26 protein-coding genes are annotated in these 23,426 nt (G+C 56.5%); 10 read left to right on the top strand and 16 right to left on the bottom strand.

What is annotated here, in order from left to right:
- The first annotated feature begins 23 nt into the window (after positions 1-23).
- Genes RTP97_RS09650 through RTP97_RS09640 form a run of 3 tightly spaced genes read left to right on the top strand, consistent with a single transcriptional unit; the run spans position 24 to position 2,311 of the window.
- Positions 24-707, top strand: a complete 684-nt coding sequence (locus tag RTP97_RS09650; RefSeq protein ID WP_312413026.1) for a nucleoside recognition domain-containing protein — start codon at positions 24-26, stop codon at positions 705-707.
- Positions 700-1,167 carry a YjiG family protein gene (locus RTP97_RS09645; RefSeq protein WP_312413023.1) on the top strand — a complete coding sequence of 156 codons (468 nt, stop codon included), beginning with the start codon at positions 700-702 and terminating at the stop codon, positions 1,165-1,167. Before RTP97_RS09650 ends, RTP97_RS09645 begins: the two co-directional genes overlap by 8 nt.
- A 40-nt stretch (positions 1,168-1,207) precedes the next feature.
- A complete protein-coding gene (locus RTP97_RS09640; protein WP_312413020.1) occupies positions 1,208-2,311 on the top strand; it encodes a M20 peptidase aminoacylase family protein in 1,104 nt (367 codons plus the stop codon).
- A gap of 39 nt (positions 2,312-2,350) precedes the next feature.
- Here RTP97_RS09640 and RTP97_RS09635 read toward each other — a convergent pair whose 3' ends face one another.
- A complete protein-coding gene (locus RTP97_RS09635) occupies positions 2,351-2,998 on the bottom strand; it encodes a LysE family translocator (protein WP_312413019.1) in 648 nt (215 codons plus the stop codon).
- Positions 2,999-3,046: 48 nt separating this feature from the next.
- Positions 3,047-3,790: an AraC family transcriptional regulator gene (locus RTP97_RS09630; RefSeq protein ID WP_312413018.1), complete on the bottom strand. Its 744-nt coding sequence runs from the start codon at positions 3,788-3,790 to the stop codon at positions 3,047-3,049.
- A gap of 193 nt (positions 3,791-3,983) precedes the next feature.
- On the opposite strand from RTP97_RS09630, the gene RTP97_RS09625 reads away from it, so the two are divergent.
- On the top strand, positions 3,984-4,271 hold the full coding sequence (locus RTP97_RS09625) for a BrnT family toxin (protein WP_312413017.1): 288 nt from the start codon (positions 3,984-3,986) through the stop codon (positions 4,269-4,271).
- Positions 4,258-4,560 carry a BrnA antitoxin family protein gene (locus RTP97_RS09620; protein WP_312413015.1) on the top strand — a complete coding sequence of 101 codons (303 nt, stop codon included), beginning with the start codon at positions 4,258-4,260 and terminating at the stop codon, positions 4,558-4,560. The genes RTP97_RS09625 and RTP97_RS09620 overlap by 14 nt, the downstream gene beginning before the upstream one ends.
- Positions 4,561-4,603: 43 nt before the next feature.
- Here the strand turns inward: RTP97_RS09620 and yjiA are convergent, their stop codons facing one another.
- From yjiA to RTP97_RS09605, 3 genes are all read right to left on the bottom strand, one after another.
- Positions 4,604-5,560: a GTPase gene (yjiA, locus tag RTP97_RS09615; RefSeq protein WP_312413013.1), complete on the bottom strand. Its 957-nt coding sequence runs from the start codon at positions 5,558-5,560 to the stop codon at positions 4,604-4,606.
- An 8-nt stretch (positions 5,561-5,568) separates the two neighbouring features.
- The gene (locus RTP97_RS09610) at positions 5,569-5,763 is read right to left on the bottom strand and encodes a YbdD/YjiX family protein (RefSeq protein ID WP_042388298.1); all 195 of its coding nucleotides are present in this window, start codon (positions 5,761-5,763) and stop codon (positions 5,569-5,571) included.
- 94 nt (positions 5,764-5,857) lie between these two features.
- A complete protein-coding gene (locus RTP97_RS09605; RefSeq protein ID WP_312413011.1) occupies positions 5,858-8,008 on the bottom strand; it encodes a carbon starvation CstA family protein in 2,151 nt (716 codons plus the stop codon).
- Between the two features lie 311 nt (positions 8,009-8,319).
- Here RTP97_RS09605 and tsr point away from each other — a divergent pair, with 311 nt between their 5' ends.
- Complete coding sequence (gene tsr / locus RTP97_RS09600; protein WP_312413008.1) at positions 8,320-9,987, top strand: methyl-accepting chemotaxis protein; 1,668 nt, start codon at positions 8,320-8,322, stop codon at positions 9,985-9,987.
- Positions 9,988-10,096: 109 nt separating this feature from the next.
- On the opposite strand, the gene opgB is transcribed toward tsr, so the two are convergent.
- From opgB to RTP97_RS09555, 9 genes are all read right to left on the bottom strand, one after another.
- Positions 10,097-12,388: a phosphatidylglycerol--membrane-oligosaccharide glycerophosphotransferase gene (gene opgB, locus RTP97_RS09595; RefSeq protein WP_312413006.1), complete on the bottom strand. Its 2,292-nt coding sequence runs from the start codon at positions 12,386-12,388 to the stop codon at positions 10,097-10,099.
- Positions 12,389-12,592: 204 nt separating this feature from the next.
- Complete coding sequence (locus RTP97_RS09590) at positions 12,593-13,093, bottom strand: DUF2501 domain-containing protein (RefSeq protein WP_312413005.1); 501 nt, start codon at positions 13,091-13,093, stop codon at positions 12,593-12,595.
- Between the two features lie 72 nt (positions 13,094-13,165).
- Positions 13,166-13,903 carry a DNA replication protein DnaC gene (gene dnaC, locus RTP97_RS09585; protein ID WP_312413003.1) on the bottom strand — a complete coding sequence of 246 codons (738 nt, stop codon included), beginning with the start codon at positions 13,901-13,903 and terminating at the stop codon, positions 13,166-13,168.
- 2 nt (positions 13,904-13,905) lie between these two features.
- Positions 13,906-14,445: a primosomal protein DnaT gene (gene dnaT / locus RTP97_RS09580; protein ID WP_312413001.1), complete on the bottom strand. Its 540-nt coding sequence runs from the start codon at positions 14,443-14,445 to the stop codon at positions 13,906-13,908.
- Between the two features lie 122 nt (positions 14,446-14,567).
- A complete protein-coding gene (locus RTP97_RS09575; RefSeq protein ID WP_042388279.1) occupies positions 14,568-14,996 on the bottom strand; it encodes an organic hydroperoxide resistance protein in 429 nt (142 codons plus the stop codon).
- Positions 14,997-15,090: 94 nt separating this feature from the next.
- Positions 15,091-15,546: a MarR family transcriptional regulator gene (locus tag RTP97_RS09570; protein ID WP_312412998.1), complete on the bottom strand. Its 456-nt coding sequence runs from the start codon at positions 15,544-15,546 to the stop codon at positions 15,091-15,093.
- Positions 15,547-15,610: 64 nt separating this feature from the next.
- Positions 15,611-16,252 carry a TetR family transcriptional regulator gene (locus RTP97_RS09565; RefSeq protein ID WP_312412996.1) on the bottom strand — a complete coding sequence of 214 codons (642 nt, stop codon included), beginning with the start codon at positions 16,250-16,252 and terminating at the stop codon, positions 15,611-15,613.
- A gap of 65 nt (positions 16,253-16,317) precedes the next feature.
- Positions 16,318-16,791 carry a threonine/serine exporter gene (locus tag RTP97_RS09560; RefSeq protein WP_312412994.1) on the bottom strand — a complete coding sequence of 158 codons (474 nt, stop codon included), beginning with the start codon at positions 16,789-16,791 and terminating at the stop codon, positions 16,318-16,320.
- Positions 16,782-17,558, bottom strand: coding sequence for a threonine/serine exporter ThrE family protein (locus RTP97_RS09555; protein WP_312412991.1), 777 nt, complete (start codon positions 17,556-17,558; stop codon positions 16,782-16,784). Before RTP97_RS09555 ends, RTP97_RS09560 begins: the two co-directional genes overlap by 10 nt.
- A gap of 471 nt (positions 17,559-18,029) precedes the next feature.
- Between RTP97_RS09555 and RTP97_RS09550 the strand changes: the two genes are divergently transcribed.
- The 3 genes from RTP97_RS09550 (at position 18,030) to RTP97_RS09540 (ending at position 20,891) form a co-directional block, all read left to right on the top strand.
- On the top strand, positions 18,030-18,767 hold the full coding sequence (locus RTP97_RS09550; protein WP_312412989.1) for a LuxR C-terminal-related transcriptional regulator: 738 nt from the start codon (positions 18,030-18,032) through the stop codon (positions 18,765-18,767).
- On the top strand, positions 18,713-19,393 hold the full coding sequence (gene bglJ, locus RTP97_RS09545) for a DNA-binding transcriptional activator BglJ (RefSeq protein ID WP_312412986.1): 681 nt from the start codon (positions 18,713-18,715) through the stop codon (positions 19,391-19,393). The genes RTP97_RS09550 and bglJ overlap by 55 nt, the downstream gene beginning before the upstream one ends.
- Before the next feature lie 154 nt (positions 19,394-19,547).
- Positions 19,548-20,891, top strand: a complete 1,344-nt coding sequence (locus RTP97_RS09540; RefSeq protein ID WP_312412983.1) for a PTS sugar transporter subunit IIC — start codon at positions 19,548-19,550, stop codon at positions 20,889-20,891.
- A gap of 3 nt (positions 20,892-20,894) precedes the next feature.
- Here RTP97_RS09540 and fhuF read toward each other — a convergent pair whose 3' ends face one another.
- Both fhuF and RTP97_RS09530 read right to left on the bottom strand, forming a co-directional pair.
- Positions 20,895-21,683 carry a siderophore-iron reductase FhuF gene (gene fhuF / locus RTP97_RS09535; RefSeq protein ID WP_312412981.1) on the bottom strand — a complete coding sequence of 263 codons (789 nt, stop codon included), beginning with the start codon at positions 21,681-21,683 and terminating at the stop codon, positions 20,895-20,897.
- Positions 21,684-21,782: 99 nt separating this feature from the next.
- Entirely contained in the window at positions 21,783-22,847 is a 1,065-nt protein-coding gene (locus tag RTP97_RS09530; protein ID WP_312412978.1) for a GGDEF domain-containing protein, read from the bottom strand.
- Between the two features lie 252 nt (positions 22,848-23,099).
- On the opposite strand from RTP97_RS09530, the gene RTP97_RS09525 reads away from it, so the two are divergent.
- Entirely contained in the window at positions 23,100-23,336 is a 237-nt protein-coding gene (locus RTP97_RS09525) for a DUF1435 domain-containing protein (RefSeq protein WP_312412975.1), read from the top strand.
- Positions 23,337-23,426: the final 90 nt, after the last annotated feature.

The raw sequence follows: 23,426 nt of genomic DNA, 5'->3' as shown, positions 1-23,426 counted from the left end.
TTTTTGTTATGGGAGGGGGAGTGATGAGCGAATCAAAAACGCTGGAGCGTCCAGCAGAGGAAGAAGCAAATGAGTGGCATGTCGGGCCGGGAGCCTGGATTGCCCTGATTATTGTTCTGCTGGTCTTTTCCGGCTTCTTTTTTAAAGTCGAGGGGATGGCGTGGCTGGGGGCGTTTGACTTCACTACACTCGGCGGGGCATTCGGCACCATGAAGTCGCCGGAGACTAACACCTTCATCGGCAGCGGCGGCATCAGCGCCAAAGCGGGCTTCCTCTTCGCTCTGTCGCTGGTGCCGACGGTAATGCTGGCACTCGGGCTGCTGGAAATCTTCACCCACTACGGCGCGATCCGCGCGGCCCATAAGCTGCTGACGCCGCTGCTGCGTCCGTTGCTCGGTATTCCTGGCTATACCGGCCTGGCGCTGATTACCGATCTTCAGAGCACCGATGCGGGGGCAGCACTCACCAAAGAGCTGTACGACAGCAATAAAATTAGCCAGAAGGACGTGGTGATTATGGGGGCATGGCAATATTCCGGTGCCGGCCTGATTAATAACTACTTCTCTATTGGTTCGGCGATGTTCGCCTCGCTCACCATCCCTATTATTATCCCTCTGATATTAATGTTTGTCCTGAAATTTGTTGGTGCCGCCATAGTGCGTCTGGCGTTAAATACTGTTTACAAGAAGGATTTCACCCATGAGTAATCAAGCCAAAGTCTCCGGCAACCCGTTTGATATATTCGTGGTTGGCGCCCGCAAAGGGTTTAATATCGCCATCAATAACCTGATGCCGAACGTGCTGATGGCCTACGTCATTGCCGAGATGCTCAACCTGCTGGGGGTGATGCAGATTATCGGTAAGATCTGTGCGCCGCTGATGGGACTTTTTGGCCTGCCGGGGGAGGCGATCACCGTGCTGCTGACGGCCTGGCTCTCCTCCTCGGCGGGAACCGGCGTGGCGGTGAGCCTGCTGACCAAAGGCACGCTGGATATCACGGCGATCACCATTCTGGCTCCGGCCATCTTTTTAATGGGCTCTCAGCTACAGTACATGGGACGCCTGCTCGGCGTCGCTGACGTGCCGAAAAAATACTGGCCGCTGCTGATGGGCGTCAGCATTCTCAACGCCGTTATCGCCATGCTGGTGATGAGCGTTATTGCCTGAAAACTATAAATTCACCTGCCTGGCAGTCAAGGAGTCAGCCGTGTCGCAAACCGTAGAGCACTTTAACTATCTGCATCACATCCCCGAGCTGGGCTTTGAGGAGTTCAAAACCTCAGCCTATATCGCTGATAAGCTGGAGGCCGCTGGGTTCCAGGTCACCCGCAACATCAACGGCACGACCGGCATCGTTGCCGTGCTGGAGAGCGGACGTCCAGGGCCGGTGCTGGCCCTGCGCGCCGATATGGATGCCCTCGGACATATTATCGACGGCCAGCACGTAGCACGCCATACCTGCGGCCACGATGGCCACTCCTCGGTGGTGCTGACCACCGCCCAGGAGATCCTTGCCGAAGGCGGCATTAAGCAGGGACGGCTGAAGATCCTCTTCCAGCCTGCGGAAGAGCTGGGCACCGGCGCGATTGCCATGACCGAAGGCGGCGCGATCGACGATGTGGATATGCTGCTCGGCTTTCACCTGCGCCCGCTGGAGGAGTGCCCGATGGGGCAGGCGGTTCCGGCCATGTACTACTCTGCATCCGCCACGGTGGAAGCAATTTTTCACGGCAAGGCGGCCCACGGCGCGCGTCCGCATCTGGGGGTTAACGCTCTTGACGCCGGGGCGCATGCGGTGCAGGCGGTCAACGGTATTCACCTGTCGCCGTCCCTGACCTGGAGCGCCAAAGCGACCCGCTTCCTCTGCGACGCGGGGGTAACCAACTCGATCCCTTCCGAGGCGACGGTGGTTTGGGATCTGCGCTCGGCAGAGAACGAAGGCATGACGGAGCTGAAAGCACGCGTGCTGAGGGCAATTGAAAGCAGCGCTCAGGCCTACGGCGCGAGCGTTGATATCCGCATTCTGAAAGAGATGCCAGCGGCGATTATCGACGAGGACGCCACCGGCGTGATCGCCAGCGCTATTCGCGAGGTGCTTGGCGACGCCGGGTTAACCGAGCCGAAAAGTACGCCGGGCAGCGAAGATTTCTTCCACTACCTGCGCCTGCGTCCGCAGATCAAAGGCGGCTTCTGGGGGCTGGGGGCCAACCTGACGCCGGGCCTGCACCACCCGGAGATGCACTTTGACCGCGACGCGCTGGCCCTCGGCGTGAAGGTATTTAAGTCCTGCGTACGGCGGGTGCTGGGGTAACATGCACCTGTTTGCCCGGCGGCACGATGCTTGCCGGGCTTACGTCAGGGCAAAAAACCCTGCTGCCAAAATCCATAATCCAAATCCCATCAGCACCGCACCGGCGATCCGCTCGATAATCACTACCGCCGCCGAGAGGCGTTTTTGCACCGGCGGCAAACCGATTAGCATCACCACCAGCAGATCCCACACCAGCACCACGCTCACCATCCAGATGCCGCTTACCGACTGCTGAAGCAGGGTGACGTTAGCCCCCAGCAGCGAGGTCATTAGCGCCAGGTAGAACAGGGCATTTTTTGGGTTGAGCAACGCCGAAGCCAGGCCCATCAGCAATTGCTTTGCCAATGACGGGCAGCCCGCATCGACGCCCCGCAGCGCCAGGTTGCCCGGCCTGCTGCGAATAAGATGGCTGCCGATCCACAGCAGGTACGCCGCGCCCGCCAGTTCGATAATTGAAAACAGCACCGGCGAGCGCCGCAGCTCGCTCCAGCCAATAATCGCCAGCGCAATGTAGACGGCGTTGCCTGCGGCGATCCCGATGCAGAGGCCCATGCTGCCGCGCAGGCGGTAGCGGATGGCATAGCCCGTCAGCAGAAAAAAGTCGGGACCGGGGCTGAGCAGAGCGACAAAGTGCGATAGTGCCAGCATGGCAAACGCGGCGGGAAACAGGGTGTGTAACAGATCCATAGCGGCCTCAGAAAAGAAAACTGAGACCATCCTACGGTGCAGAAGGCGTTAATTATTGTCAGATATTGATCGGCCCGTGGCGTACTGGCGCGGCGTGGCGGCGGTGTAGCTGACAAAGGTTTTATGGAAGTGGCTCTGATCGGCAAAGCCGCTCTGGTAGCCGACATCGGCGATATCCGCCCCGGCGCGCAGGCGCGTTTTGGCAAACTCAATGCGGGCGCTATTCAGAAAGGTAACGGGCGTCAGGCCGGTATCCTGCTTAAAGGTGCGGATCAGCGTCTCCTTGCGTAGCGAAAACCGGTGGGCCAGCACATCCAGCGAAGGTGGGGCCACCAGGTTTTCAAGAAACGTTTCCCTGAGCTGCTGGCTGGTAGGGCGCAGCGTAACAGGCTGCACTGGCCCAGCGGGAAGCGCGGCTAGCAGCGTCTCGACGGCGTGAGCAGAGAGATCCTCAATGGTTTGCAGATAGTGATGAAACAGCGATTCACTCCGCACGATCTGCGGCGCAGGCTGAAAATCGGTTTCGATGTAGAGCATATGGTAACTGCGAGGCTGCCCATCCACCGGATTGCAGCTGTGCGGGGCATGCGCGGGGATAACGATCAGATCCCCAGGCGAAAGGAGCCAGGTTTCACCGTTGCAGACGCAGCAGGTTTGCCCCTCAACAATGGCACCGACCGACAGCTGGGCGTGGCTGTGCGTTTTATACGCCTGGCGGCTCTGCCAGGTGGAGCGTAGCTCTATGCCGGGCTTGTAGATAAAGCTCTGATTGATGTGGCGAGGATGCATCATGAGCGTGACCGCAACGGGGTTTTAACTGTTATATCACAGGCCAGTGCAGAGTACCTCTTCCAGTAAGATCAATATAGCCTTGTAATTTGCTGAAGCTAGCTTCCAGATCTGAATAGTTAACCCACAAAGATAGTGTGAGTAGCACTCTTTTTGTATATGCTTTTTTGTATATACAATCAAGGAAGAGTAGACTATGCCAACGGAGTTTGAGTGGGATGTCAACAAGGCTAAAAGTAACCTGCGTAAGCATGGAATCAGGTTTGAGGATGCTGTTCTTGTATTCGACGATCCGCGACATTTATCAATGCAGGATCGATATGAAAATGGTGAACATCGCTGGCAGACGATCGGATTAGTGCATGGCATTGTTGTTATTCTGGTTGCACACACGATTCGCTTTGAGAGCGGGGAAGAGGTTATCCGGATCATCAGCGCGCGAAAAGCAGATCGCAAAGAGAGGAACCGTTATGAGTATTGTTAAGCATAAACGCGGTAGCGCATCCATGCTGAGTACTCAGCGAGAAACGGAGCTTAACGCTCTGGCAGCCAAACCCGATGCGGATATCGACTACAGTGATATTCCCGCAACGGATGACACGCAGTGGTCCGATGCGGCGAGGGGTAAATTTTATCGGCCGCTAAAGACGCAAGCATCTGTGCGTATCGACGCAGATGTCATGGAGTGGCTGAAACGGCCTGGGAAAGGTTACCAGACGCGCCTGAACGCGATTTTGCGTGAAGCCATGCTGCGCGATCAAAATAAAAAATAGCCGAGACCCGACAGGCGTTAAGCCATCGGGCCTCTAATGATTATTATTTTTTCAGTTCCGCAAACGCCGCCCGGATCTCATCCTCTGGCAGCTGAACGCCGATAAACACCAGCGTGCTGTGCGGCTGCTCGTCGTCCCAGGGACGATCCCAGTCGGCGCTGTAGAGACGCTGCACGCCCTGAAACAGCAGGCGGTTGGGTTCGCCGTCGATCCACAGCATTCCCTTGTAGCGCAGCAGCCTCTCGGCAAAGCTGAGCAGCAGGTTCTCCATCACCCGGGAGACCGCGCCAATCTCTACCGGGTAGTCCAGCTCCACCACAATCGACGAGATAGCGTTCTGCTTGTCCGCCATAAAGTGGAAGCGCGGTTTCGCGGGCACCACGTTCTCCTCCAGCATAAAACCGTTAGTGTCAAACAGCAGCGCCAGATCGATGTCACCGTGGGTCACGGTGTAGATCGGCGCGCGGGCGTTGATGCGCTGTAGCCGTTCGCGTAGGGCCTCGGCGCTGTCCGCCACGTCGGTTTTGGTCAGCAGAATACGGTCGGCGTAGCCTACCTGCGACTGGGCAAGGGTGAATTGATTCATCTGCCCGTCGGCGTGCACCGCATCCACCAGGGCAATAACGCCGTCCAGCAGGTAACGCTGGCAAAGGATCTCGTGGGAGAAGAAGGTCTGAATAATCGGGCCGGGATCGGCCATGCCGGTGCACTCGATCACCAGCCGGTCAAAAGCGATATCGCCCCGGTCGAGGCCGTCGAGCAGATCCAGCAGGGCGCTCTCCAGCTCGTTAGAGCGAGAGCAGCAGATGCAGCCGTTGGTCAGGGTTTTGATCTGCGTAGCGCGATCGCCAATCAGCTGGTCATCAACGGAGACTTCGCCAAACTCGTTCTCAATGACCGCAATCTTGTAGCCGTGCTGCTCGTTGAGGATGTGGCGCAGCAGGGTGGTTTTGCCCGCGCCAAGAAAACCGGTAAGAAGCGTTACTGCAATGGGTGTCATAGTGTCTCCTAACAGCAGCTGCTTCCGCCGCTGCCATAGCGTGCTTCCTGTCGCTCGCGGAAGAACTCGTTATAGGTCATGTAAGGCTTGTCCGGATGATTGGTCTTCATATGCTCGACGTAGTTATCATAGTCAGGAATACCAATCAGCATTTTCGCGGCCTGGCCGAGATACTTTTTTGCTTCGCCTAAGTTACCAAACATAATGCCATCCAGAAATTGAAAAAGCCCGGCAGCATTGCCGGGCCGAGAAACGTAGGCCGGATAAGCGCAGCGCCATCCGGCGTTCCGTTAACGACTAGTGGTGTGAAGAGGTCTTCACGCCGCCCTCCGGCACCGGTACGTACGGGGTCTCTTTATCCGTGCGCACCGTGCTGCTGCGGGTCTTCATCCAGGTTTTAAAGCCGTAGAAGATGATGCTGTAAACCACCACCAGGAAGAGGATGCTCAGCCCGGCGTTGGTATAGTTGTTGACGACGATGTGGTTCATGTTCGCCACTTCCTGGGCGGTCAGCTCACCACCGGCGGCAATACGCGCTTTGTACTGGTTCGCCATGTAGAAGAAGCCTTCCATCTGCGGGTTGTCGCTAAACAGCTTCAGCCCTAGCGCCCAGGTGGTGCAGATCAGCAGCCAGACGGCCGGAACCACGGTCACCCAGATGTATTTGGTACGCTGCATCTTAATCAGCACCACGGTACCCAGCACCAGCGCCACGGCGGCCAGCATCTGGTTGGAGATGCCGAACAGCGGCCACAGACTCTTCACGCCACCCAGCGGATCGACCACGCCCTGATAGAGCAGGTAGCCCCAGAGGCCGACGCAGCCTGCGGTACCGATAATGCCCGCGACCAGAGAGTCGGTTTTCTTCAGGAACGGCACGAAGTTACCCAGCAGATCCTGGAGCATAAAGCGGCCGGAGCGGGTCCCGGCATCCAGCGCAGTCAGGATAAACAGCGCTTCGAACAGAATACCGAAGTGGTACCAGAAGCCCATGTCCGCCCACGGCAGGATTTTGTGGAATACATGGGCGATACCTACCGCCAGCGTCGGCGCACCACCGGCACGGTTCAGCACGGACGGCTCGCCGATATCCTTCGCGGTTTGCAGGATCTGTTCAGGGGAGATGACAAAGCCCCAGGAGCTGACCGTAGCGGCCGCATGAGCGGTGACGTCTTGTAGCTGCGCCATGATCGCCGGGGCGTTCGCGCCGCCCAGCTCGTGCAGGTTCGGCATCACGATGCCCAGACCGGCAGGCGGGGTGTTCATGGCAAAGTAGAGGCCCGGCTCGATAATCGAGGCCGCCACCAGCGCCATAATCGCCACGAAGGACTCCATCAGCATCGCGCCGTAGCCGATAAAGCGGGCGTCGGTTTCACAGGCCAGCAGCTTCGGCGTGGTGCCGGAGGCGATCAGCGCATGGAAGCCGGAGACGGCGCCACAGGCGATAGTGATAAACAGGAACGGGAAGAGCGCGCCTTTCCACAGCGGACCGGTACCGTCAATGTACTGGGTCATGGCTGGCATCTTCAGCTCTGGGTTGAGGATCACGATGCCAATCGCCAGGCCGACGATCACGCCGATCTTCAGGAAGGTCGCCAGGTAGTCACGCGGGGCGAGGATCAGCCACACCGGCAGCAGGGCGGAGACAAACGCATAGCCAATCAGGGTAAAGGTGATGGTGGTGTCTTTGAAGGTCAGTGCCGGGCCCCAGTACGGGTCGGCCGCAATCACGCCGCCGAAGTAGATGGACGCCACCAGCAGCACGATACCAATCACCGACACTTCGCCCACGCGGCCTGGGCGCAGGAATCGCATGTAGATCCCCATAAACAGGGCGATCGGCACGGTGGAGCAGACGGTGAAGACCCCCCATGGGCTTTCCGCCAACGCCTTAACGACGATCAGCGCCAGCACGGCGAGGATGATAATCATGATCAGGAAGCAGCCGAAGAGGGCGATCGTACCCGGTACCGGACCCATCTCCTCTTTGATCATCTCCCCGAGAGAAGCGCCGTTACGGCGAGAGGAGATAAACAGCACCATAAAGTCCTGTACCGCACCGGCTAGTACCACGCCCGCCAACAGCCACAGCGTGCCGGGCAGGTAGCCCATCTGCGCGGCCAGCACCGGGCCGACCAGCGGACCTGCCCCAGCGATAGCGGCAAAATGGTGGCCAAACAGTACGTTACGGTTGGTCGGGACATAGTTCAGACCGTCATTGTTAATGACCGCCGGGGTAGCGCGGGTCGGGTCGAGCTTCATGACCTTCTGCGCGATGTAGAGGCTGTAGTAGCGGTAGGCGACAAGGTAAACGGAGACCGACGCGACGACGATCCACAGGGCGCTTACGCTTTCACCCCGCCGTAAGGCGACAACCGCCAGACAGAAAGCACCGATGATCCCAAGGATCATCCAGGGTACGTGCTTGAGTAGCTTTTTATTATCCATATCAGACCTGGCTATATGACAAAGATTACAGGAGTAGGGGCGTTAAATTGATAAATTTTCCCTGAGGATCATGGCAAACGGCGAGCAGAAAACGGGCAATAAGTGGCCGAGCGGTAGAATGTGAGGGGTGAGCGGTCGCAGGGGAGCGATAAGCGGTTTTAACGGGGCGTGAACGGGAAAAAGAGTGTGATGTGGATCACTGGCTAAGAGCTAAGCCAGCAGGCCAGACCACGTCGCAACGCACAACTATTCGGTAAAGTTTTCCTGTTCCAGGCCGAAAAACTGTTATCCCTCTAAAGGAATGAGAAAACATGTTGAACCGTATCAAAATTGTGACCAGTTTACTTCTGGTCCTTGCACTATTTGGCCTGTTACAAATCACCTCCGGCGGTCTGTTCTTCAACGCGCTGAAACACGACAAAGACAACTTCACCGTTCTGCAAACCATCCGTGAGCAGCAGTCTACGCTTAACGGCAGCTGGGTTGCCCTGCTGCAGACCCGTAACACGCTTAACCGTGCCGGGATCCGCTACATGATGGATCAGAACAACATCGGCAGCGGCACCACCGTCGCCGAGCTGATGCAGACTGCCAGCGTCTCCCTGAAGCAGGCGGAGCTGCACTGGAATGAGTACCAGACTCTGCCGCACGATCCGCGCCAGAACGAAGCTGTAACTCAGGAAATCAAGCGCCAGTACGATATCTACCACGGTGCGCTGGCTGAACTTATCCAGCTGCTGGGCGCAGGCAAAATCAACGAGTTCTTTGACCAGCCGACCCAGGGCTACCAGGACGCGTTCGAGAAACAGTACGTTGAGTTCCTGCAGCAAAATGACCAGCTGTACGACCTCGCCGTTGCGGACAACAACAGCTCCTATAGCATGGCTATCTGGATCATTGTTGGCGTGCTGCTGGCAGTGCTGGCGGTGATTGTTGCCGTCTGGTTCGGTATTAAAAACGTGCTGATCTCCCCGCTCAACCGTCTGGTGGAGAGCATCCGCCATATCGCCGGTGGCGATCTGGTGCAGAAGATCGACGTGCACGGTGCCAACGAGATGGGCCAGCTGGCGGAAAGCCTGCGCCACATGCAGGGTGAGCTGATGCGTACCGTAGGTACCGTGCGTACCGGTGCGAACGAGATCTATAGCGGCGCAAGCGAAATTGCGATGGGCAACAACGATCTCTCCTCCCGTACCGAGCAGCAGGCTGCCTCCCTGGAAGAGACCGCTGCCAGCATGGAAGAGCTGACTGCGACCGTGAAGCAGAACGCCGAAAACGCCCGTCAGGCCAGCCATCTGGCGCTCAGCGCCTCTGAGACCGCGCAGAAGGGTGGTAAAGTGGTGGATAACGTGGTGCAGACCATGCGCGACATCGCTGGCAGCTCGCAGAAAATCGCTGACATCATCAGCGTGATCGACGGTATCGCTTTCCAGACCAACATCCTGGCGCTGAACGCAGCGGTAGAAGCGGCGCGTGCCGGTGAGCAGGGTCGTGGCTTTGCGGTGGTAGCAGGGGAAGTGCGTAACCTGGCCCAGCGCAGTGCCCAGGCCGCTCGCGAAATTAAGAGCCTGATCGAAGACTCCGTAGGCCGCGTCGAGCTGGGTTCAACCCTGGTAGAGAGCGCCGGTGAAACCATGGATGAGATCGTTAATGCAGTTACCCGCGTAACGGACATTATGGGCGAAATCGCCTCCGCTTCCGACGAGCAGAGCCGCGGTATCGACCAGGTGGGTCTGGCCGTTGCCGAGATGGATCGCGTTACCCAGCAGAACGCCTCGCTGGTGCAGGAGTCTGCCGCCGCCGCCGCCGCGCTGGAAGAGCAGGCGAGCCGTCTGACCCAGGCCGTAGCGGTGTTCCGCATTATGCAGGATCAGCGTAAAGAGGCCCGCGACCAGGCTATCATCGCCAAAGCCGCTGCGCCGCTGGCGACCCGCAAACCGGCAGTCGCCGACGCAGGCGATAACTGGGAAACGTTCTAAGCTGTAGCAGCATCGTAGGACCGTAGGCCGGGTCAGGCGAGAGCCGCCACCCGGCATTACGGTAACGCCGGGTGGCGCTGCGCTTACCCGGCCTACTCACACCAAACCGCTAGCCCTCGGTTTTTACTACTTTAATCTCCACCATCCCAATCCCTAACCTGCGCGGCGAGTGGCCGAGAATATTCCCTTCGTTGGTTGACTGCGGATCCGGCGGCACAATCGTCAGCGTATTGCTATGCGACGGGTTATGGAACCGCAGCGTGGTGGTAGAGACCTCGTTGCCTAAAGTTAGTGTCTGCTCACTATCACCTATCCGCACCGGGATCGGTTTGTTGGCGTTCGGGCCATAGGCTTTAGCAGTGATAACCAGATCGAAATTCTCCGGCAGCGGCGCGTTGTACTCAATCTTCACCTCTTCACCCAGCTGCGCGTTGGACCAGCGCCCCCAGCTCTCCGGGCGAGAGATGCCGCTAAACTGCTTCACCTCTTCCGGCGCGCCCGCCACGTTGAAGATAAAGCTGTCTGCCTTATAGCGAACGTCATTATCCACCACCTTCAGCATATCCACGTTGCGCTGATAGCGGGCGCTGTCGATGACCGTATCTTTAAACGCGGTTTTGCCTTGCCACTGTGCGCTATCGACGTGCTGCACCGTTTGCTGGCCGCCCAGCTGACCCTGTGAAACGCACCAGTCGGTGGAGAGCGCCAGCTGCTGGGCCCACATTTGCGCCATCTTGTAGCAGCGGTCGATCCAGACAAAGTTATCTCGTGGTGCGAAATCGGCCAGCTGGAAGCGCAGCGGCGCAGAGTATTCGCTCTCCGGCAGCGGCTCTACGCGCTGGTCCGAGACGCGGATCAGCAGCGGCAGGCGGAACCGACTGCCGGAGAAGGCGATCGTCTCTTTATCGCGCTCAACGGTGAAATCCTTCATCTCTTTCGGGAAGTTCCACAGGCGGATGATATCCGGCTTCCACGCCAGCACCTTCTCCTTCATATTGAGGAACGACTGGGAGAGGGACTGGCCGGAAAGGCTGCTGCGCCCGAGGCCGAGGAAGTTATCCCCGCCGAGGATATCCAGCACGGTTGCGCCGTTATCCATGGTGTTGCGTTTCAGCCCGATGATGTCCTGCGCAGGCTGGTCGCCGCGCAGGATAAAGAAGAGGTTGTTGCGATCCTGCTTGCTGAGGTACTTCCACGCGGTGTTGTTCATCGCCAGATGATCGGAGGAGACGACGATCACCGTATCCTTAAACCACGGTGAAGCTTTGATCTTATTAATCAGCGCGGCGATATGCTGCTGGCTGCAGGTGACTGCGCTAAAGGACTGGTTCGCTTTCCCGTCGATGGTATAGCTTTTCCGCTCGCAGCTGCGCGAGACAAAGCCGTCCGGGTGATGGGTATCAACGGTCAGGGCAAAGAGCGAGAAGCGCTTGCCGCTCTGGGAGAGCTGCTGATACTGCTGCCACACCTCGTCCAGCACGGTGTCGTCGTAGAAGCCCCAGTCGTTGCGGTAGGCTGGATCGGCGACGCGGCCTTTCAGCTCTTCCGCCCCGATAAGGTGGTCAAAACCGTGGGATTTTAAAAACACATCCTTCCCGGCAAAGCGCAGGTTCGCCCCCTGCACAAAGTGGTTCTCATATCCGGAGTTTTTCAGGATATCGCCGAGGCAGAGATTGTGCGGGAAGAAGCTCGACATTGAGGCCGAGGCGTTGCCCTCAAAGGGAGCAAACAGCGGAATGCCACACTGGGAGGCGACCATCCCGGCAATGGTATAGTCGGTGCCCGGCAGCTGCGCGGTATGGGTAAAATCCAGCCCCTCATCTTTCAACGCGCCCAGCTCCGGCGTCAGTCCCGGGAAGGCGTCGCTGTCAAAGTAGGTACGCTCCAGGCTCTCGCCATAGATATAGACCAGGTTAAGGGCCGGCTGCGGAATGCTTTTGGCCGGCTCTTTATACCAGACCGCAAAATCCGGATCCCCCGCCCGGGACTGGGATTTAACCAGCTCGGTGATCTGGCGGAAAGCGGGACTGGCATCCACCGATCCCAGGGCCAGCAGCAGCGCCAGCAGACTATAGCCGACGTGCAGCGGGTGATGGCGGCGACGGCGCAGGATCCAGCCGAGGGCAAAAAAGAGCGCCAGCAGGCCGATGACCAACGCCACACCCGGCAAAATATACTTGCTGACGCCCGCGCCGGTCAGGCTGTTGGTGATGGTGTAGAGCACTGCATCGTTAATGCCGTCGCCGGTAAAGTAGTCGCTGGCGTAGAGGGCAATATTAAGCACAACAAACAGGCCCAGCACACCCAGGATGGCGGTAAACCACCACGTATTGCGGCCTGCCTTCAGAGAGTAGATAGCTATCGAGGCAATAAACAGGACAAGAGAGAGAAATTCAGACAACGGTCGATCCTCAATAGCAGCAGCCGGAATTTTGCAGGAATAACACTTTAATGGCGAATTCACATAGCTGCAATTCTAGCGTCACAAAGCCTGAATTCTATTAAGAAAAGGTTTAGAGAGGGGCGTTTTATGAGCAATGTCTCATTTATATGCGACAGACGCGCCTGCTGTGTATCAGGGCAGGCGCGACAGGGGGGAGAGCTATCAGGAGAGGAAGTTCATGCCCTGCTTCAGCACCAGGTCGCAGGCTTTGGTTTTCACCTTCTGCGCCAGCGGCGTGCTGCCGATATTATTCAGGTTCAGCTGCTCGCCATCTTTGGTGTTCAGCATCCCCTGTAACCCATCCATAAAGTTGGTATCTTCCTTCTGCTCCGGCGCGCTCAGACCGAGCTTCTCCAGCACCTGGCTTTTGATATTCTCCGCGCTGGTGACCGAGGCCAGCTTGTTTTTAGCGCAGTACTCCAGGATGCCCGCGGCGTTATTCATGGTGTCGGCGCTCAGCGCCTGGTTGCCGCCGTTCAGCAGGCTGCCGAGGGCAGAGATAGAGGTATTGCTTTGCTGCGACGACGTGGTCGAACCTGAGTTCTGGCTCAGCTGGTTGGCAGCGCTGGTCAGCTGCTCCTGCCAGGTGGCGGCGTGAGAGAGAGAAGAGAGCAGGGCGCTGGCAATCGCGACGCTGCACAGTAAACGTTTAGCTGATTTCATGTGGCATAACCTGTTGTGGTGAATCGCGTCAGTATATAACGGGACACCCGGCAGGCCGCGCCAGGAAAGCTCTTAATACTCTTTGCCGGTCACGCGGCTGCGGTAGCTATCCCAGTTAAAATTGACCCACAGGCTGTTGCCGAGGCGCATGCGATCCATTACCCGCTCGCCGAGCAGCCGGGTCATGTCCGCCACGTTGTTATTGGTAAGCATGCCGGTCGGGCGCTTGGAGGAGGAGCGGCGATCGACAATCTGGTTGATGATCACCTTCTCATAGCGAGACTCCGACTGAACGCCGATCTCGTCGATCACCAACAGATCGACTATGCTGAGATCGTTAATCAGCTGCTCTTCGCTGGTCTCCCGGCTGCTGAAGGTCTCCTTCATGGCGGACATAATGTCGGCCACGGTGATGATCAGCACCGACTTCCCGCGCAGCAGCAGCTCGTTGCAGATGGCCGCCGCAAGATGGTTTTTGCCGGTGCCCGGCTTGCCAGAGAAGACAAAGCTGGCGATGTTGCCGTCGAACTCCTCGACGTAATGGCGCGCCTTACTCAGGGCGTTCATCTGCCCCTCGTTTTCGACCTTATAGTTATCGAAAGAGCAGTTCTGATGCAGAGGACGAATGCCGGAGCGGTTGAAGGTACGCTGCATCTTCATGGCCCGGTTTTCGCGGGCGATGGCCGCCGAGCGGATCTCCCCCTGCTCTTTTTGCCAGGCCAGCAGCTCTTCGCCGGTGGTAAACGCCGGTTTCACATGGGCAGGCATCATCTTTTGCAAACGCTTCATCATTTCGCCGACGTCTTTCATGATTAACCTCTGAAGCCTGGGGGAACCTGATTATCCGGCTCGGAGACGGCATTCACGTCGCGCTTAACCGCGCCGCTCAGGCTGCCGCGGCCGATCTGTACGCTGCGGGCCAGCTTCTGCTGCCACTGCATATGGTGAAACACTTTGCCCTCCGCCTGCCAGTAGGTGACAAACGAGGCCAGCTCCTCATGGGTAACAGGCTGGTTCAGGCCGATGCCCCACAGAGCCGCCAGGCGCTGAAAGTCGGCGTCCGGCTGCCAGCCTGCGTACATCGGAAATTTGCCCATCGGCACGCTGGGCGGTGCGTCGGTCGGCTCGCTAAAGAACTGCTGATCGAGCGCGATATCGCTGGCCGGGCGCTGCAATCGGGCTTCCAGTTCCAGCAGCTGGGCCAGCCGCGCAGGCGTCAGGGCATAAAACGCCGGGGCGTTATCAGCAAAAACGGCCACCGTCCCCTCACGGGACTGGGTCAGGACGCGGGCGTGATCGTGCATAAACGCGTCGATACCGATGACATTGGTGGAGAGGATTCTGGAAGACATAGCGCTATCTCAAGCTAAAAACAGAGCGGAAAGATCCGCGGGTGATATCTGCTCATAGTAGCACAGAGAGGGGGTGCTTTTATAGGCCAGGCAAGCGCCGCGCCGCCCGGCCTTCGAACGTCTTAGGCGATAATGTTCAGCGTCACGTCGATGTTATTGCGGGTGGCGTTGGAGTAAGGGCAGACGATATGCGCTGCGTCGACCAGCTTCTGCGCTTCGGCCGCATCCATACCCGGCAGGTGAATATTCAGCTTAGCTTCGATACCAAAACCGGTCGGCAGCGGCCCGATACCGACTTCGCCTTCAACAAAAGCCTCTTTTGGCATGGCGATCTTGTCGCGGCCAGCAACAAATTTCATCGCACCGAGGAAGCAGGCGGAGTAACCCGCAGCAAACAGCTGCTCTGGGTTAGTGACGTTGCCGCCCATGCCGCCCATCTCTTTCGGTACGCCCAGCTGTACGTCCAGCACGCCGTCAGAGGAGGTTGCACGGCCGTCACGGCCACCGGTTGCTTTGGCTTTTGCAGTGTAAACTACTTTTTCTAAAGACATGGCAGGTTCCTTATTTTCGCTGTTATCAATACATTCGCTATAAAATAGCGCGCTATTTATATGTTAAGCTCAGGACCGTCAGGGACGGTGAAACCTAAGCCTTATGAAGCTGGTGGCGCAGCGTCTCCAGCTCGTGCTGAAGGGCGGCCAGGGAATCCGTATCGCAGGCAGCGGCGCAGCGTACCGATTCCGGGATCGTGAATGCCTGCTGCTGTAACGCGCGTCCCGATTCGGTCAGGGTTACGGCAACCTGGCGTTCGTCCTGGCGCGAACGCTGGCGAACAATCAGCCCGGCACTTGCCAAACGCTTCAGCAGCGGCGTCAGGGTCGCCGAGTCCAGAAATAGCTGTTCGCCAATCTCAGACACGGTGATGTCGTCCCGCTCCCACAGCACCAGCATCACCAGATACTGCGGGTAGGTCAGGCCTAACGGAGCCAGCAGCTGCCGATAGAGTTTATTCAGCGCCAGGTTTGCGGAGTAGAGCGCAAAGCAGAGCTGGTTATTCAGGGCTAGCGGCGCGTTCGCCGGAGCCGTCGATTTCGTCTTCATGAAGTGAATATAGATAGTGCGCGATTTAATTACAAGTAATTTTTTTCACCTTGCAGCTGAGCAATCAGGGACAGACATAGCGCAGCACAACCTGTACCGCCATGGCGCGGTAGTGCGCCTGCTGAGCCTGGCTATCCGCCCCCTCTTCAAACAGCAGGGTAAAGGTGTAGCTGTTCGCCACGTAATGGAAGCTGAAGCTGCTCATCAGACGGTGCACGTCCCGGGCGTTCACGCTGCGGCTGAAGAGCTGCTTTTGCTGGCCGCGCTGTAAAATATCCTCCAGTAGGATCAGCGCGCTGCGATTAACCTTGCGCAGATATTCCGACTGCTGCATGTAGCGTCCGCGCTGCATGTTCTCCATGCAGATAATGCGAATGAAGTCGGGGTGCGCAGCATGATAGTCGAAGGTGCTCTCCACCAGCTCTACCATCGCCTCTACCGGCGGCATGCGCGTCAGGTTGAGCCGCGTTTCGCTGGCGCGGATCTGGGTATAGACATACTCCAGCACCTGCAGATAGAGGTTCTCTTTGGTTTTAAAGTGGTAAACCACCATCCGTTTGGTCGTGCCCGCCTTCTCGGCGATCTGCTCCATGCGGGCGCCGTTCAGACCATACTCGGCAAACAGCTCAATGGCACTGGTGAAGATTTTGTCCTTCAGGCTGGACTCGTCCAGTTTCTCCGGTAAATACACGCCGTCGTGCTTCACATCCGCCTCTTTTTGGCCGCAACAGGAACAGGGATTATTACCACGACGCAGGCAGAACACAAATCTCAAACGCGGGGGCGCTTACGGTAGAGCCACAATCCAGGCACCGACAGGCCGACAGAGAGCGCTGCGACGATTGACGTCGCCTTGAGAAAGTTAGTCAGCAGCAGGATCATCAGCGCCTCGCTGTAGCCTAAATGACCTATCTTCACTGCGGAGATCATCGCCGTATAGGCCGAAATGCCGGGAAACATGGGGATCACCGCTGCGACAGTAAAGACCTTGGGGTGGGCAAGATACCAGCGCGACCAGCGGATGCCGATGCAGCCAACCAGCATGGCGGCAACAAATGTGGACCACTCAATGTTGATGCCGCTGGTCATCATCACCATCCGCGTGCCGTGGCCGATGGCGCCCAGCAGGGCGCACCAGGGCAGGGCACGCTGCGGCACGTTGAACACCATGGCAAAGCCGACGGCTGGGATCGCGGAGAGGATCATGTCCTGCGCCAGCGCCAGCAGAAAATCAGTTATACCCATCCGCGTAGCCCCCATACCGTCATGGCCATCACCACCCCGATACAGGTGGCCAGCGTTAGCAGGCTGGCGATAGCCCAGCGTGCCAGCCCGGTATTGATATGTCCTTTAAACATGTCGGCAACGGCGCTAATCAGCGGAAAGCCGGGAACCAGCAGCAGGACGCTGGCCGCCATCGCCACCGTTGACGTGTGGGCGAAGGCGGGCAGGGTAAGCAACAGCCCCGAGACGGTAGTCGCCACAAAGGCCGTCAGGCAGAAATTGATCTGCGGATGCAGATGCCGCTGGGCCAGCGTCAGGCGTACGTACATGGCGACGCTGCTGGCACAGAAGGTGATGGCTGAACCATCCCAGCCGCCGTTGTTCAGTTTGCAGAAGCAGGCGCAGGAGAGGCCCACCACCAGCGTTACCAGCCAGCGTGGGTAGCGCAGCGGCGTAATCTGCTTAAAACGCCTTTCTACGCCTCTCTCATCCAGCAGCTTATGTTCGGTCATAATGACGATGTGCTGCACCTCAGTGACCACGTGCATATTGATGCCACGATCGCTGTTTTTACGCGTGGAGGTCAGACACTGGCCGTTCTGAATGGTGGTAAGCACAATGGCGTTCGCAGCGATGGCGCTCTCTACGCTATCCATTCCCAGCGCGAGGCCGAGACGGGTAGAGAGCTCCTCCACCAGGGCGCTCTCTGCCCCGTGCTGCAACAGGAGAAGGCCGCACTGAATGCACAGTCGCGTTACGGCACGCTGTTTATCCCGATCTGTTTGCATAGTTTGCCCTGGTAACGTAGCGAAATAGCAATGTGGTGAAATAGAAAACCTATTTTTAACACAACGTGCTACCTGCCCGGCGCTGTGGTAGATCAATATTTAGCTAATAAATTGATTTAATCTGTTTCTGGCCGCCTGTCCCCGCAGTATCGGCCTTTTACGTTATATGAAAGATATTAATCATTCATCATGTTTATATATTTAGATCTGGTTTCTCAATATGTTATTTTTTTTGCCGTACCACCCATTATTTTTTTAACAAAGTTATGCGATATTATGTCAGGGATAAAAGATTAATACCGCAGTTGGCCACCGTTAGTCTGAAAGAGGTAAGTGTGACATACAGAGATAATGACATGCTGTGTTAACAGCTGTGATGTTGAGTAACGCTTTTGTTCTGGCATTTATTTATTCATGAACGTTATCGTGATGAATTAACACACTGAGTTCTCGAATGTAAGCGGAGGGGATATGCTGTCAGAAAAGTACAGGTGCGCAGTAATAATAAGCAGAGCACCTATAATACAATTTGGCCTTGGCGCTATTATGGCGCAATCATTTTGTGAATATGAAATTATCTACTGCACCACCCCAGAGGAGGTGACGCTCTCTTTACTACAGCACGCGAATGTGATCATTGTCGATTTAACTAACGATTTAAGGCAGGCCCGCAGCGCCTGTAAAAAATACTACTCCGTTATGATGCAATCAATTGATATACATTGGGTTTTTATCGTACCTTTACCTATCTACCCGCTGGCGGTAGAGCTGCTGCTGCGTTCGGAAAGCACGCTGCTCTCGAGCATGGAGCCGGTCGACGGAATTATTAACGCGGTGCGTAGCGGTAACCGGCGTGCAGAAATTATTAGCCGTTCGCTTTTATCAGGAAATCCTTATGATGAAGAGGAGGCAAGCCCTCCAGCGCTATCACTAACCTATTCTGAACGACAGGTATTACGGCTTCTTGGTAAAGGATGGGGTATTAATCAGATCGCTTCAATGCTGAAAAAAAGCAATAAAACGGTGAGTGCGCAAAAAAATAGCGCTATGCGGCGCCTCACTTTACGTAGCAATGCTGAGTTGTACGCCTGGATTAATAGCAGTGACGGGGCGAAAATATTAAATTTAAATCCAACGTATGGCGAGGATAGACAATGGAAAAAAGCGGATCAAGAAGACACGTTGCCATTATTGAGCGATGCCCCCTGAGCGAGGCTGGGCTGCGGAGTCTATTACCGATGGTCGGGAAATATCAGTTTTATTTCTTTAAAGACTACGCCGCGTTTCTTAATTCGCTGGCCTGGACACCCTTTTTTTCATTAATCTATTCGCTATCGGCCATTAGAGCACAGCGGCTGGAGTGCCTGAAGGTGATGTACGACATGGAGCGAACCAGTCCTGGGCGGCAGCGCATTGTGCTGGCAGGAGATGACATGGAGGCGCGGCTGGTGAGTCGTTTCTCGGCCGCGTCGCTGCACGGCGTCATCAGTAAAACCGCCCCGCTGGCGCTGATGCGCCAGCAGCTACAGAAGTGGCTGAGTGATAAGCAGAGGGTGAATGAGAATATCCTCAACCTATGGTATTACGGCCATGAGCGCGTCCTGAGCCAGACCGAGCAGGAGATCCTCTATTACACCGCGTTGGGTTATCCGATTGCTAATATCGCCGTTCAGCTTAACCGCAACTGTAAAAACATTCGGGCGCATAAGTTTAGTCTGATGGCGAAGCTGGGCGTCGATACCGACGCAGGATTATTCTATGCGGCCGATATACTCGTCCAGATGCAGCAGGCGCTTAAGGACAATCCTGACGCCCGGTGGCAGATACCGGCCTGACTGTGAGGTAAATCCTGGTTATTCACAGTAGGATAGGCCGATTATCGATCCTCTTCACAATCACGGAAACCGGTTACAGTAACCGGTTGCACAGTGCAGATCGGAGGCTGATACTCATTTTGCCATTCCATTTTTCGCCTGACCGGAGAGCCAAATGTCTGCCAACCACGCTGCGTTTAACCTGATCTTCCGTTTTGTTGAAAATTATGTCAGCCCCATCGCCGGACGCATCTCTGCCCAGCGTCATGTGATGGCAATTCGCGATGGTTTTATCTCGGCAATGCCCTTTATGATTGTCGGCTCCTTTCTGCTGATTTTTGCCTACCCGCCGTTCTCACCGGATACCACCTGGGGCTTTGCTCGCGGCTGGCTCGATCTGGCCAAGCAGTATGAGGGGCGGATCCTCACTCCGTTCGATATGACCATGGGGATCATGTCGATCTACATCTGTGCCGCTATCGCCTATAACCTTGGCAAACACTACGTGAAGTCGCACCAGCTCGATCCCTTCATGTGTGCCATGCTCTCGCTGATGGCCTTTCTGCTGGTGGCTGCGCCAAAAACCGATAGCGCCTTGCCGGTGCATAGCCTGGGCGGCACCGGGATCTTTACCGCGATCCTGGTTGCCATCTACTGCGTGGAGCTGATGCGTTTTTTAAAAGCGCACAACATTGGCATCCGCCTGCCGGACCAGGTTCCGCCGATGATCAAAAACTCGTTCGATCTGCTGATCCCGGTATTGGTCGTCGTGCTGACGCTCTACCCGCTGAGCCTGTTTATCCAGTCAGAGTTCTCGGTGCTGATCCCGCAGGCGATTATGGCGCTGTTTAAGCCGCTGGTGGCCGCCGCTGACTCGCTGCCTGCCATCCTGCTGGCGGTGCTGATTGGCCACCTGCTGTGGTTCGCCGGCATCCACGGGGCAGCAATTGTCTCCGGCATGCTGCAAATGTTCTGGTTAACCAACCTGGGGATGAACCAGACTGCGCTGGCCCAGGGCGCGCCGCTGCCGCACATCTTTATGGAGGCATTCTGGACATTCTTCATTGTGGTAGGCGGGTCCGGGGCAACGATGGGGCTGGTGATCTGCTATCTGCGCAGCCGATCCGTGCACCTGCGCTCTATCGGGCGGCTCAGCATTGTGCCCAGCTTCTTTAACATCAACGAGCCGGTGATCTTTGGCACGCCCATTGTGATGAACCCGGTCTTTTTTATTCCCTTCCTGCTCGCACCGCTGATCAACTCGGTGATCGCCTGGGGCGCAATGAAAATGGATTTGATTGGCCGGGTGATTGCCGTGGTCCCATGGACTGCACCGGCCCCAATCGGCGCGGCCTGGGCGCTGGGCTGGGACTACCGGGCGGCGATCCTCGTTGTGCTGCTGGCCGTGGTCTCTGCCGTGATCTACTACCCGTTCTTTAAGGTCTACGAGAAACAGCTCCTGGAGCAGGAGGCGCAGGAGTCACAGCGTGCAGAGGGAGAGAGCCAGCAGGTCGCGTAAAGATTATTTCAGCGTACAGTCGCCGCACTGCTGGACATCCGGCAGGCGGTAGCGCTGACAGCAGGTACGGCGCACCAGCACACCTTCACGCAGGACGACGGTGCGCCAAAGCGGGTTGTCCATGCCGTTTGCCAGCGTCTTGTCAAAAAAGCAGAGCTGGCGCAGCGCATTAACCCGCGCATCGCCGAGCAGCGGCTTCATCTCGTTCAGATACCAGTTGATAAGATAACCGGTATTGCTCCAGATAAGCTTGCCGTTAATCTCACCGGTGGCTTCCAGCGCCTGGACTACCGGCAGCATCGCCGAGACGATCAGCTTCTCAATGCGGCCACGATCGTCTAACAGCGTAGTATAGCGATCGGCATGCACGTCGGCCCAGAAGCAGGCCGCGCGGCCGGTCTCATGGAATTCAACGTGAAAATGTTCCGGGGAGACATCCAGTGCGGTGTCGTGCGCCAGCAGAGCCAGCATTAGCGGTGGAACCAGCAGGCCCAGATACCACTGCGCCCACAGCGAGATAAGCGGTTTCCCCTCGCGCGGCAGCTGTGGCTGGTTGCGGTAGATATGATCGGAGTAGTCGGCCAGCAGCGTGCGCAGCGCGGCGGGGCGCTGCCACTGCGCCAGAGTCATAGCCTGATGCGGCGGTGGCTCGTCGAGACAGATAATCTCCAGCATGTGCGGACGCTGGCTGGACATCGTTTCGCGCACGGCATCGGCAAGCGTAGGTGCTGCGGTGTGCAGCGGGGCTCGCCAGATGAGATCGTTTGCCAATAGTTCAGAGCGTTGGGCCATAGGAGATTAGACCGGAATCTAAATGATAATGATTGCCAATCCTAACCACCAGCAGGAACAAGCGCAACATTTTTGTCGCGAAATGCCTGCTTGTTTTGTTTAAGCCATCTGCAATTCGCCGCTGACCAGAATAGAGTTACGCCCTAAATGCTTCGCTTCATACAGCGCCTTATCCGCTTTGCCCAGTGCATCCTCAATGTCTTCGTCCAGCAGAGGAGCGATACCGATGCTTACCGTGACGTTGGTTGCCACGCTTTCGTTAAACATATGCGGGATCTTAAGATCGAAAACCTGCTGGCGAATACGCTCGGCGGTCACGCGGGCGTGCTCCAGATCGACATCGCTCAGCAGGATCATAAACTCTTCCCCACCGAAGCGGGCAACGATATCCCGGGAGCGCACCGCATCACGAATGGCGGCAGAGACACGGATCAACGCCTGGTCGCCCATCATATGACCGTAGTGGTCGTTGTAAGCTTTGAAGTGATCAATATCCAGCAGCAACACGAACTGCCTGCCGGCATCATGCGTTAGCAGGTTATCAATCTTATTTTGCAGGCCGCGGCGATTGTAGAGGCCGGTCAAGGGATCGAGCATGCTTAAATCTTTCAGCGTCTTGCGCTCGTCCAACAGCTTGTACATCAGGTCCCGGGCAAAGCTATCATTACGCCGCTGAATAACATGCTGTATGGTGATGCCTACCACCGGCAGGGCGAAACAGTAGAGCACTCTTATCCAGGCGCTGCCGTCAGTTAACCACAGGCAGGTCAGGCCTACCGGCAGCGAATGCAGAATAAACGCGCTGATATTGTTAGAGAAAGCGATAGTGCCAATAAATAATACGCTTAACAGCGCAACGAGAAGATAAACCGGATCTGGATGGCCAATAGCTGAATATTTCACGTTAACATGCCATGCCCACAGGCAGCCAAATAAGAGTGAAATGAGAGGAATATTTATTTTCTTTTCTGATTGCCACTTGTGCCAGAGCAGCAGCGCAAGGCTGGCTGTAAAGAGCAGTCCAAGCGGCAGAGTTATGCTCATCACGCTGTTTAGCGGCAGCAGGAAGGAAAAGAGGGCCGAAACGGCATTGAGAAACAAGAATAATCGCAGGGATAATTGATATTTCTTGTTGCAGAGGTTATGCCAGGATTGTGCTGTCATGTGTAATGTCGTTATTAATCTGCAATATATAAAAAGTTATGGTTGGCAAAATGAGAAATAACGCGTGAATAAAATTTCGCGAAAATAGTAAGAAATTGTTATGTATTTTTCCGAAGCGCACAATTTATCACCTTCATGAATGTCTGTCATTAACAGATGCAGAAAGTTCACGCACTGGTGCGACCGCATGCTGACAAATGAGAAAACATATCATATGATATTGGTTATCATTATCACCGTGAGGATGGGAGCATGTTGCAGCGCGTGCTGGAAAGTGGTTGGGGATTCGTATTATCGGGCATCGTCGCGCTCGGACTGGCGTGTGCCGATCTCTCTGTTGATGCCTGGTGTGCGGTTATTGTGCCCGGCCTGCTGTTGACGCCTGCCATGCTCTATCACAAGCGTCTGCGCCACTTTGTGCTGCTACCGTCGGGTATCGCCCTGGTTGGCGGGATGATGCTGGTAATAATGAATTTGAAAATGGCGTGAAGCGGGAGAGGTCGTACCGGGAGAGAGCAAGATAAGTGGTGCGAGGGGGGGGACTCGAACCCCCACATCCTAAGGACACTAACACCTGAA

The organism is Pseudescherichia sp., from assembly GCF_031998825.1.
In the GTDB taxonomy this organism is placed as follows: Bacteria; Pseudomonadota; Gammaproteobacteria; order Enterobacterales; family Enterobacteriaceae; genus Pseudescherichia.
The sequence above is the reverse complement of the archived record's forward strand: the minus strand, read 5'-3'. Positions and strand labels throughout refer to the sequence as shown.